This is a genomic window from Sphaerisporangium sp. TRM90804 (assembly GCF_029846175.1).
Taxonomy (GTDB): domain Bacteria; phylum Actinomycetota; class Actinomycetes; order Streptosporangiales; family Streptosporangiaceae; genus Sphaerisporangium.
Window position 1 is genome coordinate 109,177 of sequence record NZ_JARWAC010000005.1, and the last position, 14,432, is coordinate 123,608.

Sequence of the window (14,432 nt, forward strand, 5' to 3'; positions counted from 1 at the left end):
GTCGATGACTGAGCCCGCGATCGAGCGCTCTCGCTACGCCGCGCTCTTCGGCCCCACCACCGGCGACCGCATCCGCCTGGCCGACACCGACCTGTTCGTCGAGGTGACCGACGACCTCAGCATGGGCCCCCAGGGCGCGGGCGACGAGGTCGTCTTCGGCGGCGGCAAGGTGATCCGCGAGTCCATGGGCCAGGCCAGGACCACCCGGGCCGACGGCGCCCCCGACCTCGTCATCACCGGCGCGGTGATCCTCGACCACTGGGGGGTCGTCAAGGCCGACATCGGGGTCAGGGACGGGCGCATCACCGCCATCGGCAAGGCCGGCAATCCCGACACCATGGACGGCGTCCACCCCGACCTGGTGATCGGCCCGTCCACCGAGGTGCTGGCGGGCAACGGCCGCATCGTGACGGCCGGGGCGGTCGACTCCCACGTCCACCTCATCTGCCCGCAGATCGTCGGCGAGGCCCTCGGCGCGGGCGTGACCACGCTGGTCGGCGGCGGCACCGGGCCCGCCGAGGGCACCAAGGCCACCACCGTCACCGGCACCTGGTACCTGGCGCGGATGCTGGAGTCGATGGACGGCATGCCCGTCAACGTCGCCCTGCTCGGCAAGGGCAACACCACCGGCGAGGCGGGGCTGCTGGAGCAGCTGCGCGCGGGCGCCTCAGGGTTCAAGCTGCACGAGGACTGGGGCACCACGCCCGCCGCGATCGACGCGTGCCTGCGCGTCGCGGACGCCACCGGAGTGCAGGTGGCCATCCACACCGACACGCTGAACGAGGCCGGGTTCGTGGAGTCGACGCTCCAGGCCATCGGCGACCGCATGATCCACGCGTACCACACCGAGGGCGCGGGCGGTGGGCACGCGCCCGACATCATCCGCGTCGCCGGGTACGCCAACGTGCTGCCGTCCTCGACCAACCCGACGCGCCCGCACACGGTGAACACGCTCGACGAGCACCTCGACATGCTGATGGTCTGCCACCACCTCAACCCCTCGGTGCCGGAGGACCTCGCCTTCGCCGAGTCGCGGATCCGCCCGACGACGATGGCGGCCGAGGACGTGCTGCACGACATCGGCGCCATCTCGATGATCGGCTCCGACTCCCAGGCGATGGGCCGGATCGGCGAGACGATCATCAGGACCTGGCAGACCGCGCACGTGATGAAGAAGCGGCGGGGCGCCCTGCCGGGCGACGGGCGCGCCGACAACATGCGGGCGCGGCGCTACGTCGCGAAGTACACGATCTGCCCGGCCGTCGCGCACGGGCTCGACGAGCACGTCGGGTCGGTGGAGGTCGGCAAGCTCGCCGACCTCGTGCTGTGGGAGCCGGCGTTCTTCGGGGTCAAGCCGCAGCTCGTGGTGAAGGGCGGCGTCATCGCGTACGCCCAGATGGGGGACGCCAACGCCTCCATCCCCACGCCGCAGCCCGTGATGCCGCGTCCCATGTTCGGCGCCGCGCCGGTGACCGCCGCCGCCACGTCCCTGCACTTCGTCGCGCCTCTGGCCCTGGAGGACGGGCTGGCCGGCCGCCTGCGGGTGCTGCGGCGCCTGGTGCCGGTCGCAGACGTGCGTCGGCGCGGGAAGGCGTCGATGCCGCTCAACGACGCGCTGCCGTCCATCGAGGTCGACCCCGACACGTTCGCGGTCCGCGTGGACGGCGAGGCGGTCGAACCGGCCCCGGCCGAGCGGCTCCCGCTGGCCCAGCGCTACTTCCTGTTCTGATGACGAGCGCGGCACTGCTGCTCCTCGCCGACTCCCGGCTCCCGGCCGGTGGCCACGGCCACTCGGGCGGGGCCGAGCAGGCGGTGAGGGTCGGGGCGATCACCGGCCCGGAGGATCTGGCGCGGTTCCTCCAGGGCCGGCTCGCCACGACGGGCCTGGTCACGGCGGCCCTCGCCGCCGCCGCCCGCGACCTGGCGTCCACGCACCGCGCCGGCGCCCCGGGCGCTCCGGAACCCGCCCTCGACGGCCGGGGCGGGTGGCGGGAGCTGGACGCCGAGGCCGACGCCCGCACCGCCTCGCCCGCGCAGCGCGGCGCCGCCCGCACCCAGGGCAGGCTGCTGCTGAGGAGCGCGCGCCGCATCTGGCCGTCCGCCGCGCTGGACGCGCTGGCCGCCGCCGTGCCGGAGGGCGCGCACCACCCGGTCGTTCTCGGCGTCGTCGCCGAGGCGGCGGGGTGCGGTTCCCGTGACGCGGCCCTGGCGGCCGCGTACACCACGATCACCGGGCCCGCCACCGCGGCGGTCCGGCTGCTCGGGCTCGACCCCGTCGTCGTGCACCGGGTGCTCGCCGGCCTCGTGCCGGACCTGGAGGGCGTGGCCGATGCCGCCTGCGTCCCCCTCGCGTGGGAGGAGCTTCCCGCGCATGCCGCTCCCGTACTCGATCTGCTGGCCGAACAGCACCTACGCACGGAGGTACGGCTCTTTGTCAGCTAACCACGACGACCGTCACGACTCGCCCGACCCGCACGGGCGGGCCCTGCGCCTCGGCATCGGAGGCCCCGTCGGGAGCGGCAAGACCGCACTCGTCGCGGCGCTGTGCCGGACGCTCGGCCCGGTGCTGCGCTTAGGCGTGGTCACCAACGACATCTACACCACCGAGGACGCCGACTTCCTGCGCAGGGCCGGGGTCCTGGACCCCGAGCGCATCGTCGCGATCCAGACGGGGTGCTGCCCGCACACCGCCATCCGCGACGACATCGCGGCCAACCTCGACGCCGTGGAGTCCCTGGAGGAACGGTTCGGGCCGCTCGACCTGGTGATCGTGGAGAGCGGCGGGGACAACCTGACCGCCACCTTCAGCAGGGGCCTCGCCGACCAGCAGATCTTCGTGCTGGACGTGTCCGGCGGCGACAAGGTGCCGCGCAAGGGCGGGCCGGGCGTCACCACGGCCGACCTGCTCGTCGTCAACAAGACCGACCTCGCCAAGCACGTGGGGGCCGACCTGACCGTGATGTCCAGGGACGCCGCCGCCGTGCGGGAGGGCAAGCCGGTCCTGTTCACCTCGATCAGGGAGGTTCCGGAGGTGTACGCCGTCGCCGAGTGGGTGATCGGCGTCGTCGAGGCGTGGGCCCACGCCAAGCGGCACCCGCACGGCCGCGCCGTCCCGACGACCAACGCCTGACCCGTCCGCCGAGCACCGGGGAGACACCATCGCCCACCCAGCACAGGCGGATCCCGTCGCTCCCGCGCGACGGGCGGCGACCGCGCCTCCGGGCCCCGGGGCGTCCCCGGAGCCGGGGGCCGCGGGCCGCGTACGAGGCGGGCGGTCGCTGCGGGCGCGGGCGGCGATCGCCACCGAGCTGTCGGGCGGCCGCACGGTGCTGCGGTCGCTGCGGTCGGACCCGCCGCTGACCCTGCGCCAGACCGGTCCCGGGCGGGTGCACCTGGTGTCCACCGCCGCCGGGCCGCTCGGCGGCGACCGCCTGGAGCTGCGGGTCGACGTCGCCCCGGGGACCACGCTGGAGCTCGCCTCGGTGGCGAGCACCCTGGTGCTGCCCGGCCAGGGAGAGTCGGTGACGCTCGTCGAGGCGTGGGTGGGGGCCGGCGCCACGCTGAGGTACGCCCCCGAGCCGGTCGTGCTGGCCGCCGGGTGCGCGCACCGCATGGTCGTGCGGCTGGTGATGGAGGACGGCGCCTCGGTGTCCTGGCGCGAGGAGATCGTCTTCGGCCGCCACGGCGAGCGTTCCGGCGCCTGCCGCTCGCGCTTCGACGCCACCTACGTCGGCGCCCCGCTGCTGCGCCAGGAGTACGTGATCGGCGACCCCGCCTCCGACGCCAGCCCCGCGGTGTTCGGCGACGCCCGCTGCGCCGGCAGCGTCCTGGTCGCCGGCCACACCCCCGCTTCGCCCCCCGCGCCGGCCGAAGGCTGCGCCGTGCTCCCCCTGGCCGGCCCCGGCACCCTGATCTCAGCCGTCGCCCCCGACACCGCCACCCTCCGCCACCGCCTGACCTGGGGAGAACGCCACCTCCGCCCCGGAGACGTGTGAGTCAGTCGTAGAAGCCGAGGCGGCGGAGCTGCTTGGGGTCGCGCTGCCAGTCTTTGGCCACCTTGATGCGCAGGTCGAGGTAGACGTGGGTGCCCAGGAGGGCTTCGATCTGGGTGCGGGCGCGGGTGCCGACGTCCTTCAGGCGGGCGCCCTTGGGGCCGATGACGATGGCCTTCTGGGAGGGGCGCTCGACGAACATGTGGGCGTAGACGTCAAGCAGGTCGTCGCGGCCCTCGCGGGGGGTCATCTCCTCCACGACCACGGCGATGGAGTGCGGCAGCTCGTCGCGCACGCCTTCGAGGGCGGCCTCGCGGATCAGCTCGGCGACCAGCATCTGCTCGGGCTCGTCGGTGAGCTCTCCGCCGGGGTAGAGCGGCTGCGACTCCGGCAGGCGGCGGACGAGCTGCTCGCTGAGGATGTCGAGCTGCTCCCCCGACTGCGCGGAGACCGGGATGATCTCCGCGAAGTCGGCGAGGCGCGACACGGCCAGGAGCTGGTTGGCGATCTGCTCGCGGGAGGCGAGGTCGCACTTCGTCACCACCGCCACGACGGGCGTCTTCTTGACGGCGGCGAGCTTCTCGGCGATGAACCTGTCGCCCCGGCCGACCGCCTCGTCGGCCGGGACGCAGAACCCGATGACGTCGACCTCGGTGAGGGTGGACAGCACCAGGCTGTCGAGCCGCTCGCCGAGCAGCGTACGGGGGCGGTGCAGGCCCGGGGTGTCGACGACGACGAGCTGGGCGCCGGGCCTGTTGACGATGCCGCGGATGGCGCGGCGGGTCGTCTGGGGCTTGGAGGAGGTGATCGCCACCTTGGCGCCGACCAGCGCGTTCATGAGCGTCGACTTGCCCACGTTGGGCCTGCCGACGAAGCAGGCGAACCCGGCACGGAACTCACTGGCTGAGGAACTCACGCACCCATTGTCGCGGATCAGAGGCGTCCCCCCTTCACCGTGCCGCCCGGAACCGCCGGGAACGGCGGCGCCTTCTGGCGTGGGTCAGAGGTGGCGGCCCTTGACCGTGCCGTCGGGGGCGGCGAGGAAGAGCACCGCCTTGCCGAGGTCGTCGATCACCGCGCGGTCGCCGGGGTCGGGCTCGTCCGCCTCGGTGACCAGGGCCGCGGCCTCCAGAGAGACGGCTCCGCTGGAGACCGCCATGGCGACGGCGACCTGCACGGCCGACAGCTTCAGCGAGGGGAGGTCGACGTCGGTCGCCGTGTAGGTGCGGCCGGTCTCGTCGCGGACGGCGGCGCCCTCGGCCGTCCCGTTGCGGGCGCGCGCGGCGCGCGCCAAGGTGATGATCTTGCTGTCCTCGGGTTCGAGGCTCGTCTCTGTCACGGGTGACAGGCTACTGGGCCGCCTCCTGGACGCGGGCGGCGACGACCGTCGCCAGTCTCCGGGTGCGCTCGGGGTCCAGCTTCGCGACGCCGGTGTGCACCAGAGAGATCAGCAGGTCGCCCGAGCGCACCACGACCAGGTGCATCTCGTAGGGGAACCCGCCGACCCTGCCCTTGAACCGCCGCGCCTCCACGCCGTCGGCGATGGAGCGCACCGGCAGGTCGGACCCGACGAGCCGGTCGGCGCCGCCCGCCGTCCTCAACCTGGCCACCGAGCAGTGCCGCATCAGCCGGCCGACGTCCCGCAGCGCGCGCCGCGCCCCGCTCGGGTCGTAGGCGGCGAGCGCGACGCCCGCCGTCTCGCCCAGCTCGTCGCCCTGGAACGAGGTGGCCTCGGCGGCGGCGGCCGTGGCGCCGGGCCCCGTGCCGTCCTCGGCGAAGTCGAACAGCCGCCCGCACTCGGCGTCGGCCGGGCGGAACGGCGGCCGCCAGGGCGCGCCCGTATGGTCGGCGAAGTCGAGCGTCGGATCGTTGAGCCTGGTCAGCGCGGCGCGGGCCCGCGCCAGCTCCGCCGGCCCCCGCTGTCCTGCGGGCCCGCCGCCGCACGCCACCGCCCCGCACGCGAGCAGCGCGCAGGCCACGCACGCACCAGTGACGCGCATAGCGCTCCCCCGAATCCCCTCGGCCGGGAACCCCCCTCAACGCTCCCGCCTGCCGAAATAGTGCCCGATCAAGGAAAGCGGCAACCTCGCCCCCGATGCGGCCGGACGCGATGGTTTCCGGCCGTTGGGCGGATCCATGAAGAAGGGTGGCCTTGCGGCGGGGCGACGGCGAGTACGACCGGATATGTCCGCGCCGCCGTCCGTGACCTTTGACACGACCGGGCGGAACCCGTACGAGAACGCATACCAGGAGCTTAAGCTTGAACGCCGAGGCTCATCTGAGGTGTTTCTCGTACTCTCCAATCAACTGCTGCACACTGGGGAGCCGGTCGGCCGGTAGGCAGTTGGTGACCACTAAGTCGCGTAGCGTCGGAAGTGCGGCTTCAACGCTACTCGCTCGATGCGCCGGCTCAAGGGAATTGATTCCTCTCTGAGCAGCCTTCACTGCCCCTGCGCCGTCTCCATTTACAGCGAGAGTGTCCGCCAGATCGAGCCACTTCCAGGGATCCTTCTCCCCCTCGGTCTTGGCGGTGTACCTCGTGAGATCCTCAAGGTCCTGAAACCTCGCCAGGGCTGAAGCTTGACCGTCCGGCTCACCACGGGAGAGGAGTAAATCGAGCTTCGCCACATTTATCAAAGGATAGGTATCCTTAGAATTTATCTTTTCCGCCCGCGCGTAAGCCTCTCTGGCATCGCGAAGCGTGACCCAGTCTTGGTCCCCCGTGCGATCGTAGAAGTTTCGGGACTTACGCCGAAACACTCCTCCAAGGCTGGATAAAGCGTCGGCGTCTGAAGGGTCGATGGCCACGGCACGCTCGAACGACTCGATCGCGTCGTCCAATTTTTGGCTTCGGCTCTGTGCGACTCCCAGCTCTCGCCAGGCTGGCCCGTCGTCGGGCACGAGGCTCACGGCTTGACCGAGATGCGCGATCGCGGTCTCATAGTCGCCAGCCTTACTCAGGGACATTCCTAGGTGGAGTTGGGCGCGGAAGTTGACAGGGTTATTTTCAAGCGCGCGCTTGAGGTACATGACGCGATCTTCGTGGGTGGCGTTCATCGCCGCCGCAACCAATTCGTCCCCCCGCTCCTCGTGAAGTCTGGCGATGTCCGCACGAAGCTGGTCCAACTCAGCTTTGCTGACGGAGATGACTCCGGCACCTTCACGCACAGGACTGTCGGGGTGCCCCTTCTCTATGCCGTCTAAAATCGCCCGCACAATGCGAGCACAGGCATCTTGCAGCTGGCCGGGGTCAATCCCATAGGGGATAACTCGATTGGCAGCGACGTTGAACTTGACGTCGTGTTCCACCGACTGGCACACCAGCACGGTCACGTTGTCACGTAGCGCCCAGCGTACGCCCAACTCCAGGTAGACGTTGGCGTTCGCGCCCGTCAGGTCCGCGATGTAGACAGGCGCCTCCAGTGCCTCACCGAACATGGAGCGGTAGATGACCCCCCCGGAGTACTTATCTTTTTCGATACGCAACTCCACTTCGACACCGAGTTCATTCTCGAGCCGTGCGACAACCGGGTCGTACAGGAACTTTTTAACCTTGGCGACCTCCTTTAAGGTCGCATGATCACCCATGTTGCTACCCGGCATCGCGACGAAGACGACCAGAGGCGAGTTCATAACGCCGATGATGCCATTTCTGGTACCCGTCAGAGCGACGAAGGCCAGGCACACCCACGGGCCAAGCGAGGCGAACGGCCTCGTCGGATCCTCGGCGACACTACGGCGCCGTCAGGCGCAGTCCGGCGGACGCGTACGAGAACGCATACCAGGAAAACCGGCAAAGCGGATTGGCTAGGCTTCTCCGGCAGATCCGCGCGGCGGATGCGGCCCCGACCCGGCGTCCCGCGGCGGTGCGGCATCCGGCGTTCCGCTCGCGAGATGGGGCTGAAGCATGGTCGGTCGGGGGATTCCCGCCAGCGCGCTGGCACTGCTGCTCGTGGCGGGACCGAGCGTGGCGTTCGCGCCGGCCGCCGGGGCCGTCTCCCCGGCCAACCCGGCGCGGTGCGCTCCGCCGCGGGGCGGGGCGCAGGTGGGCGAGTCGTGGGGGCAGCGGCGGCTGGCGTTCACCGGCGTCTGGCCGCTGACGCGGGGGGACGGCGTGACCGTGGCCGTGATCGACAGCGGGGTGGACACCCGGCACCCGCAGGTCCGCGTGGCGCGCTCGATCGACCTGACCGGGACGGGGCCGCAGGACTGCGTCGGGCACGGGACGGCGGTGGCCGGGATCATCGCCGGGGACGACATGCGGGAGATCCCGTTCGCCGGCGTAGCCCCCAAAGTGCGCCTTATCTCCATAAAGCAGACAAATAGCGAAACAGGGGACGTCGGATTGCTGGCGAAGGCCATCATCCGGGCGGCCGACCTCCGAGCAGACGTCGTGAACGTGTCCATCCAGGCGAACGACGCGCCCGACCTCAAGAGCGCCGTCGACTACGCGCTGTCCATGGACGTCGTCATCGTGGCGGCGGCCGGGAACATCAAGAAGGAGGACGGCACCCCCGCGCCCGCCTACCCCGCCGCCTACCCCGGGGTGCTGTCGGTCGGGTCCGCCGGGCCGGACGGCAAGCGCACCGACTTCTCCAACGCCACCACGCCGGTCTCGGTGCTGGCCCCCGGCACGAGCATCACCAGCACCTGGCCGGGCTCGGGATACCGCCAGGACCTGGAGGGGACCAGCTACGCCGCGCCGTACGTCGCGGGGGTGGCCGCCCTGGTCAGGGCGCGGCACCCCAACCTCGACAACGTGCGGGTGCGCCGCCGCATCGAGATCACCGCCGACGGCGCCACGGGCACGGGCACCGGCGCCGGCATGGTCAACCCGCTGCTGGCCGTCTCGGAGATCCTGCCGTCGGAGGTCGTCGCCATCGCCCCCCGGCAGCCCGACCCGCTGCCGCCCGGGGTGGTCCGCAAGGCGGCGCCGCCCGACCTGCAGGCCATCTCGCTCGCCACGACCCTCACCGTGGTGGCGATCGCGCTCGCGGCCCTGGTCACGGCGGTCAGCCTGGTGGTCCCGCTGGGCCGCAAGCGAGGGTGGCGGCCGGGACGGGCGAAGACCGCGGGTGAATGACACGGAAACGAGTCCGGACTAACCACCGCGTAGATCAACGAAACCGTAACATGTGATGCAGGTGTGACATATCACGCCAATGGGGGCGACATCATGTGGTGTCGTAAACCGCGATCGGTGGACGCGCAGGGGAAGGCGTTAAGAGACATGCAGTCATTACTGCCAGACGACCCCAAGCAGGTTGGCGACTACTCGCTACTTGGACGTCTTGGTCAGGGACCTCGGGGGACGGTCTATCTCGCCCGGCTCGCCGAGCCCGCATCGTCCCCGGCGCCGGGCGCCGAGGCCGAGGAGCACCCGCTGCCCGAGCGGGATGAGCGTTTCGTCGTCAAGCTGCTGCCGCCGTGGCCGGAGGCCGGCCCCGACGCGCGCGCCCGGGTCGTGGACGAGCTCTCGGCGGCGCGGCGCGTCTCCAGCGCCTACGTCGCGAGGGCCGTCGACGCCGGCTGGGCCGGCGACCGGGCCTACGTCGTCCGCGAGTACGTCGAGGGCCGCTCGCTGCGCGACGCCGTCGACGCCGACGGGCCGCTGACCGGCGACGCGCTGGAGCGGGTCGCCGTCGGCACGCTGACCGCCCTCACCGCCGTCCACCTCGCCGGGGTCGTGCACCGCGGCCTGGTGCCGGACAACGTCCTGCTCGGCCCGGACGGGCCGCGCGTCGCCGACTTCGGCCTGGGCGAGATCGGCCCGCGCTCGCCCGAGCAGGTGCGGGGCGAGCTGCCCGGCCCCGCGGCCGACGTCTTCTCCTGGGCCGCCACGCTCGTCTACGCCGCGACCGGCGCCGAGCCGTTCGGCGGCGGCGCAGAGGCCGTCGCCACGGCGCGGCCCGACCTGAGCGCGCTTCCCGCCCCCATGCGGGAGGTCGTCGCGGCCTGCCTCGCCAAGGTCCCGTCCGAGCGGCCCACCGCCCAGGGGGCCATGCTCTGGATGCTCGGCGAGCACAAGAAGGCCACCGCCGTCCCGCCCGCGGCCGTCGCCGGTCCGGACGCGGACCCCGACGCCACCGTCGACGGCAACGTCATCTCCGGCACCGTGATCTCCGGCGGCATCGCCGGCGGCCCGGCTCCCGAGGTCCCCGAGACCCCGTCGCACAGCTCGCTGGACGTGCCGGCGTCCGCCGGCGCGCCCGTGGTGCCGGCCGTTCCCGAGGCCGCGGAGCCGACGCCGGTCTGGACGGTCCCCACCCAGCCAGAGGCGCCGTCCACCCAGGTCTGGACCACCCCCGCCCTGCCGTCCGGCGAGCCCGACGTCCCGGCGCGGCCCGCGCTCACCGGCCCGGAGACGCCGGCCGAGGAGCCGCGGCGCAAGAAGGCCGGCCGCTTCCCCGTCGGCCTGGCGGCCGGCGTGGGCATCGTGATCGGCCTGTCGGGCCTCGGCCTGTGGGGCGCCGGGCAGTACTCCGGCCCCCAGGAGATCGGCCGGGTCGCCGCGGAGGGCGATGCGCCGAGCGCGATCCCGCTCCCGCCGGAAGGCATCGAGGACAACGGGGGCGTCGGCGCGTCGACTGCGCCGCGCCCGCAGGTCACCGTGCCGTGGGCCAACTCCCCCGCCCCGCAGGACACCGGCGTGTACCCGATGGAGATCTCGACGTCCAGCCCGCCGCTCGCCGTCCCGACGCTCTCCAACGGCCCGCAGTTCACGCCGCCGCCGCTGCCCACGACGGCGCCGACCCCGTCGGGCTCGCCGACCCCGGCGCCGACCGTGACGGTCACCGCGACGCCGACCCCCTCCCCCACGGGCGAGGCGACGCCGACCGGGCTCGACACCCCGACCCCCACCCCGACCGCCGAGACGACGCCGACCGGTTCGCCCACGCCCAGCGGCTCGGTCACCCCGACGCCGAGCGTCAGCGTGACCACCTCGGGCCCGGCGTCCCCCCAGCCGAGCACGACCAGGACGGCGACCCCCGGGCCGACGGTGTCCAGGCCGGTCGCCCCGCGCCCGACCGTGACCCGCACCGCCGTGCCGCGGCCGACCGTGACCCGGACCGTGACGCCCCGGCCGACCGGCACCCTCACGTCCCGGCCGACCGGCACGCCGAAGCCGACCTACTCGCTGCCCAGGACGCGTCCCGGAGTGAACCCGTACTCGGCGCAACAGGTCTGCGACGCCGCGGGCAAGGGCACCGGCTTCGCGGTCCAGCGGTCCAGCGCGTTCAGCGGCGGCATCACCTACCAGCTGTTCAGCGGCGCCACCGGGGCGACGTGCGTGGTGACGATCAAGACCACGCAGGTCGGGGTGGTCTCGCCGGTGTCGGCGTCGCTTGAGGTGCAGGGCACGGCGCCCGTCGCCGACAGCGGCTCCTACAAGTTCTACGCCGGCCCGCTGATCGCGGCGGCGAAGGGCAAGTGCGTGCGGTTCACCGGCGGCGCGGGCTCGGCCACCACCAGCGTGCCGTTCGGCACCTGCGGCTGAGCACGCACGGCACCGACCGAAGCGAGGAGAGGACGAAGCCTGTATGACGACGCGCGGCGAGCCGTACCCACCGTCCGGTGATCCGGAGATCGACCGGGTGCTGGAGTCGCTCGCCGCGCAGAGGGCCGAGTTCGAGCAGGTGGGACGGCGGCTGTCGGAGACGCTGGGCCGGGGCGAGGCCGAGGACGGGCGGGTGGCCGTCGAGGTGCGCCCCAACGGCTCGCTGGCCGGCCTGCGCATCGACCCGCGGGCGATGCGGCTGGGCTCCGACGCGCTGGCCGAGGCGATCCTGCGGGCGGCCGTGGACGCCGAGGCCGACGCGGCGGCCAAGGCCGAGGCCGCGATGCTGACCCTGCTCGGCGGCGCCGAGCCGCCCTCCCCCGGCACCCGGACGGCGCGGGATCGGGACGACGCCCCCTGAGCGGGCCTGCCCGGCCGGAGCGTCACGCCCCGCCCGCCTCTTAGAGTGATCGTCGTGGGGGAATGGGAGCCGTCGAGTCCGTTCGAGCGGCATCTCCAGGCGGCGCACGCGATGGGCGATCTGGCCCTGTGCCTGGGGCTGCTGCGCGCCGCCGAGTTCGCGCTCCCGCTGAGCGCCGCCGCGGCCGCCGGCGAGGAGCCGGCCGCCTGGCCGACCGCCGACGGCGGCGAGCGTGTCTGGCTGGTCGCCTACACCTCCGCCCAGGCGATGCGGGCCGCCACCGGCGGCCTGACCGACCACCACCGCGTCGTGTCGCTGCCCGAGCTGGCGGCCGGGTGGCCCGACCCGGGCTGGGGCCTGGCGGTCAACCCGGGCCTGCCGGTGGGCTTCTTCCTGGAGCCCGGCACCGTAGCGCGGCTCGCCGCGCCGTCCCCGGCCCACGACCGCGCCGCCGAGCCCGGTTCCGGGGCGCCCATCATGCAGAAGCCGCTCAGGCCGGCCGACCTGTACGCCTACCTCGCCGAGGGCGGGTCGCGGGTCTCCGGCTACTGCCACCAGGCCATGGACGTCGCGCACATCGCCACGCCCGCCGTGCTGGCGGACGCGCTCGGGCAGGCGTCGGAGGAGGGCGTCCTGACCGAGCAGGGGTCGGTGAACCTCCTGCGGTGGCGCGCGGCCGGGCTGAGCCTGTACCGCGTGCCCTACGGGGGCACGGACGAGCTGACGCGTGCGGCGGTGGCCGGGTGGGTGATCGAGGAGCCGCCGTTCACCGGCATGGGGTTCGCGCCCAACGTCGACCAGGTGATCCGCGAGTACAAGATCGACGGGCTGGCTCTGCCGCACGGTGCGGAGATCTGGGAGCTGACCGTGTCCGGGGTAGAGTTCCGGCGCGCCGTGTTCGACGGCGACCTCGCCCGGTGGCTGCTGGTCCACGAGTCACGGCCGGACGAGACGTCCCCCGGAGAGGCCCCCTCCGGCGCCGGAGCCACTTCACCCGAGACGTCTCCCGGAGAGGGCCCCTCCGGCGCCGCGGCCGCTTCGGACGGGGCGCTCGCGGAGGAGCCTTCGCCGGGCGGGCCGCGGCGGGCGGCGGCGCGGTGGCAGCGGCACCGGGCACGCGTGGGGGGCGCCGAGTACGAGGCGGTGCCCGACGCCCGGCCGGACGGGCTGTGGATGCGGCTGCGCGGCGCGGAGCCCGCCGAGGGCTTCGAGCGGGTCGGGCCCGGGCTGTTCGTCCGTCCCGTGCGGGCCGGCGACTGCGAGGCGATCGAGTTCGTCACCACGGTGGGCGAGTGGCGCGGGGTCACGTGCAAGGTGCACGACGAGCGCGGTGACGAACTGCTGGTCGAGTACGCGGGCGGGCTGCTGCCCGTCGCGCGGGAGCTGGGACTGCGGCGCGCCGAGCGCGGCGTCCACCGCGACTGGGTCCCCCGGCGCGAGGTGCTCGGACTCCGCGAACTCGCCGTGCCACTGGACGACTGACCCCCTCCCCCGGACGGCGTCTTCCCCGCTGCCGAAAGGCGCCTGCCGCGCCTGACCATGGGTTTGTTCCACCCATTCCGACTAATCGGGCATATAGCCACTAAATTCCCAACAGCCACAATACTCGTCACAAGGCGCATCAGACCTCAGAATGCTTGCCGTGCATCCTGAGTAAATGTCACAATGCCGGGCATAGCGACTGTTTCCCAGAAGTTAGGCCACGGTTTCCGTGCGGTTAAGCACTGGTCCCGGCGTGGGCAGATGCTACGGGGAGGTTGGGTGGACGCGTTGGGAAGGGCGGACGCGGCGGAGGTCCAGGCTTACGCCGACGAACTGCGCGCCGCCTTCGTTCGTCTGCGGGAGGAAGCGCCCGCCCTGCACGAGAAGGCCCGCACCCTCCAGGTCACCGAGAGATCCCGGGACGGGCTCGTGTCGGCGACGGTCGGCGCGCGCGGCGACCTGGTCAGGCTGGACATCGACCCGCGCGTCTACCGGCGCCCGGACTCCCGCCACCTGGCCGACGCCATCACCGAGACGGTCCAGCGCGCCGCGGCCACGGCGCAGGCCAGGGTCATCGAGATCTTCGAGCCGCTGATCCCCGAGGACCAGATGAGGGCGCACCTGGAGGGCGATCTCGACCGGGTGCTCGACCAGATGGCGGCGCGACTGCGGGAAGCGGGGTGATCTGACGTGCCCGACCACGTCGACGTCCACGGGCAGACGGCCTTCGCCGGCCTGGCCCGCTGGGACGCCGCCACGTCCGACATCGCCGCCTTCTGGAAGGAGCGCGCGGAGCGCATCCGCCGGCTCACCGAGGCGGCCCCGTGGGGCCGCGACTCCGCCGGCCAGGCGTTCCAGGCGTCGTACACCAGGGGCGGGGGGCCCGAGGGCATGCTGCTGGCCGGCGACGGCATCGTCTCCGACGTCGGCCACCTGGGGATGAAGGTACGCACGGCGGTGGTCAGAACCCGCGACACCGACCAGCGGCAGGCCGGCACGACCTACCAGATCTGAGCGGCGGCGACGTTCGGGCCGCACG

General features: G+C 72.9%; 14 protein-coding genes. 10 read left to right on the plus strand and 4 right to left on the minus strand.

Translation table 11 applies throughout. The annotated features are described in order from the left end of the window. Positions 1-4: 4 nt before the first annotated feature. The 4 genes from PYR91_RS06460 (at position 5) to PYR91_RS06475 (ending at position 3,995) form a co-directional block, all read left to right on the plus strand. Positions 5-1,729 (plus strand): urease subunit alpha, encoded by a 1,725-nt coding sequence (locus PYR91_RS06460; protein WP_279778191.1) that lies wholly within the window; start codon positions 5-7, stop codon positions 1,727-1,729. Continuing rightward, entirely contained in the window at positions 1,729-2,442 is a 714-nt protein-coding gene (locus tag PYR91_RS06465; RefSeq protein WP_279778192.1) for an urease accessory UreF family protein, read from the plus strand. The genes PYR91_RS06460 and PYR91_RS06465 overlap by 1 nt, the downstream gene beginning before the upstream one ends. After that, the gene (gene ureG / locus PYR91_RS06470) at positions 2,432-3,130 is read left to right on the plus strand and encodes an urease accessory protein UreG (protein ID WP_279778193.1); all 699 of its coding nucleotides are present in this window, start codon (positions 2,432-2,434) and stop codon (positions 3,128-3,130) included. Before PYR91_RS06465 ends, ureG begins: the two co-directional genes overlap by 11 nt. Before the next feature lie 196 nt (positions 3,131-3,326). Beyond that, positions 3,327-3,995, plus strand: a complete 669-nt coding sequence (locus PYR91_RS06475; RefSeq protein ID WP_279778194.1) for an urease accessory protein UreD — start codon at positions 3,327-3,329, stop codon at positions 3,993-3,995. Position 3,996: 1 nt separating this feature from the next. Here the strand turns inward: PYR91_RS06475 and era are convergent, their stop codons facing one another. The 4 genes from era to PYR91_RS06495 form a co-directional block, all read right to left on the minus strand. Further along, entirely contained in the window at positions 3,997-4,908 is a 912-nt protein-coding gene (gene era, locus PYR91_RS06480) for a GTPase Era (protein ID WP_279778195.1), read from the minus strand. Positions 4,909-4,992: 84 nt separating this feature from the next. After that, a complete protein-coding gene (locus PYR91_RS06485) occupies positions 4,993-5,331 on the minus strand; it encodes a cytidine deaminase (protein ID WP_279778196.1) in 339 nt (112 codons plus the stop codon). A gap of 10 nt (positions 5,332-5,341) precedes the next feature. Further along, positions 5,342-5,992, minus strand: coding sequence for a hypothetical protein (locus PYR91_RS06490; RefSeq protein ID WP_279778197.1), 651 nt, complete (start codon positions 5,990-5,992; stop codon positions 5,342-5,344). Between the two features lie 274 nt (positions 5,993-6,266). Continuing rightward, complete coding sequence (locus PYR91_RS06495; RefSeq protein ID WP_279778198.1) at positions 6,267-7,625, minus strand: tetratricopeptide repeat protein; 1,359 nt, start codon at positions 7,623-7,625, stop codon at positions 6,267-6,269. A gap of 274 nt (positions 7,626-7,899) precedes the next feature. Here PYR91_RS06495 and PYR91_RS06500 point away from each other — a divergent pair, with 274 nt between their 5' ends. From PYR91_RS06500 to PYR91_RS06525, 6 genes are all read left to right on the plus strand, one after another. Continuing rightward, the gene (locus PYR91_RS06500) at positions 7,900-9,075 is read left to right on the plus strand and encodes a S8 family serine peptidase (RefSeq protein WP_279778199.1); all 1,176 of its coding nucleotides are present in this window, start codon (positions 7,900-7,902) and stop codon (positions 9,073-9,075) included. Between the two features lie 147 nt (positions 9,076-9,222). Continuing rightward, a complete protein-coding gene (locus PYR91_RS06505; RefSeq protein ID WP_279778200.1) occupies positions 9,223-11,490 on the plus strand; it encodes a serine/threonine-protein kinase in 2,268 nt (755 codons plus the stop codon). A 43-nt stretch (positions 11,491-11,533) separates the two neighbouring features. Next, the gene (locus PYR91_RS06510) at positions 11,534-11,911 is read left to right on the plus strand and encodes a YbaB/EbfC family nucleoid-associated protein (protein ID WP_279778201.1); all 378 of its coding nucleotides are present in this window, start codon (positions 11,534-11,536) and stop codon (positions 11,909-11,911) included. A gap of 54 nt (positions 11,912-11,965) precedes the next feature. Next, complete coding sequence (locus tag PYR91_RS06515) at positions 11,966-13,393, plus strand: SseB family protein (RefSeq protein WP_279778203.1); 1,428 nt, start codon at positions 11,966-11,968, stop codon at positions 13,391-13,393. A 279-nt stretch (positions 13,394-13,672) separates the two neighbouring features. Further along, positions 13,673-14,077 (plus strand): YbaB/EbfC family nucleoid-associated protein, encoded by a 405-nt coding sequence (locus tag PYR91_RS06520; RefSeq protein ID WP_279778204.1) that lies wholly within the window; start codon positions 13,673-13,675, stop codon positions 14,075-14,077. A gap of 6 nt (positions 14,078-14,083) precedes the next feature. Next, entirely contained in the window at positions 14,084-14,407 is a 324-nt protein-coding gene (locus PYR91_RS06525) for a hypothetical protein (protein ID WP_279778205.1), read from the plus strand. The last annotated feature ends 25 nt before the right edge of the window (positions 14,408-14,432 follow it).

What these genes read in the sequence shown, in the direction of transcription:
- PYR91_RS06460 (WP_279778191.1), top strand. Translation starts at nt 5, where the DNA reads ATGACTGAGCCCGCGATCGAGCGCTCTCGCTACGCCGCGCTCTTCGGC.
- PYR91_RS06465 (WP_279778192.1), top strand. Translation starts at nt 1,729, where the DNA reads ATGACGAGCGCGGCACTGCTGCTCCTCGCCGACTCCCGGCTCCCGGCC.
- PYR91_RS06490 (WP_279778197.1), bottom strand. Translation starts at nt 5,992, where the DNA reads ATGCGCGTCACTGGTGCGTGCGTGGCCTGCGCGCTGCTCGCGTGCGGG.
- PYR91_RS06495 (WP_279778198.1), bottom strand. Translation starts at nt 7,625, where the DNA reads ATGAACTCGCCTCTGGTCGTCTTCGTCGCGATGCCGGGTAGCAACATG.
- PYR91_RS06500 (WP_279778199.1), top strand. Translation starts at nt 7,900, where the DNA reads ATGGTCGGTCGGGGGATTCCCGCCAGCGCGCTGGCACTGCTGCTCGTG.
- PYR91_RS06505 (WP_279778200.1), top strand. Translation starts at nt 9,223, where the DNA reads ATGCAGTCATTACTGCCAGACGACCCCAAGCAGGTTGGCGACTACTCG.
- PYR91_RS06510 (WP_279778201.1), top strand. Translation starts at nt 11,534, where the DNA reads ATGACGACGCGCGGCGAGCCGTACCCACCGTCCGGTGATCCGGAGATC.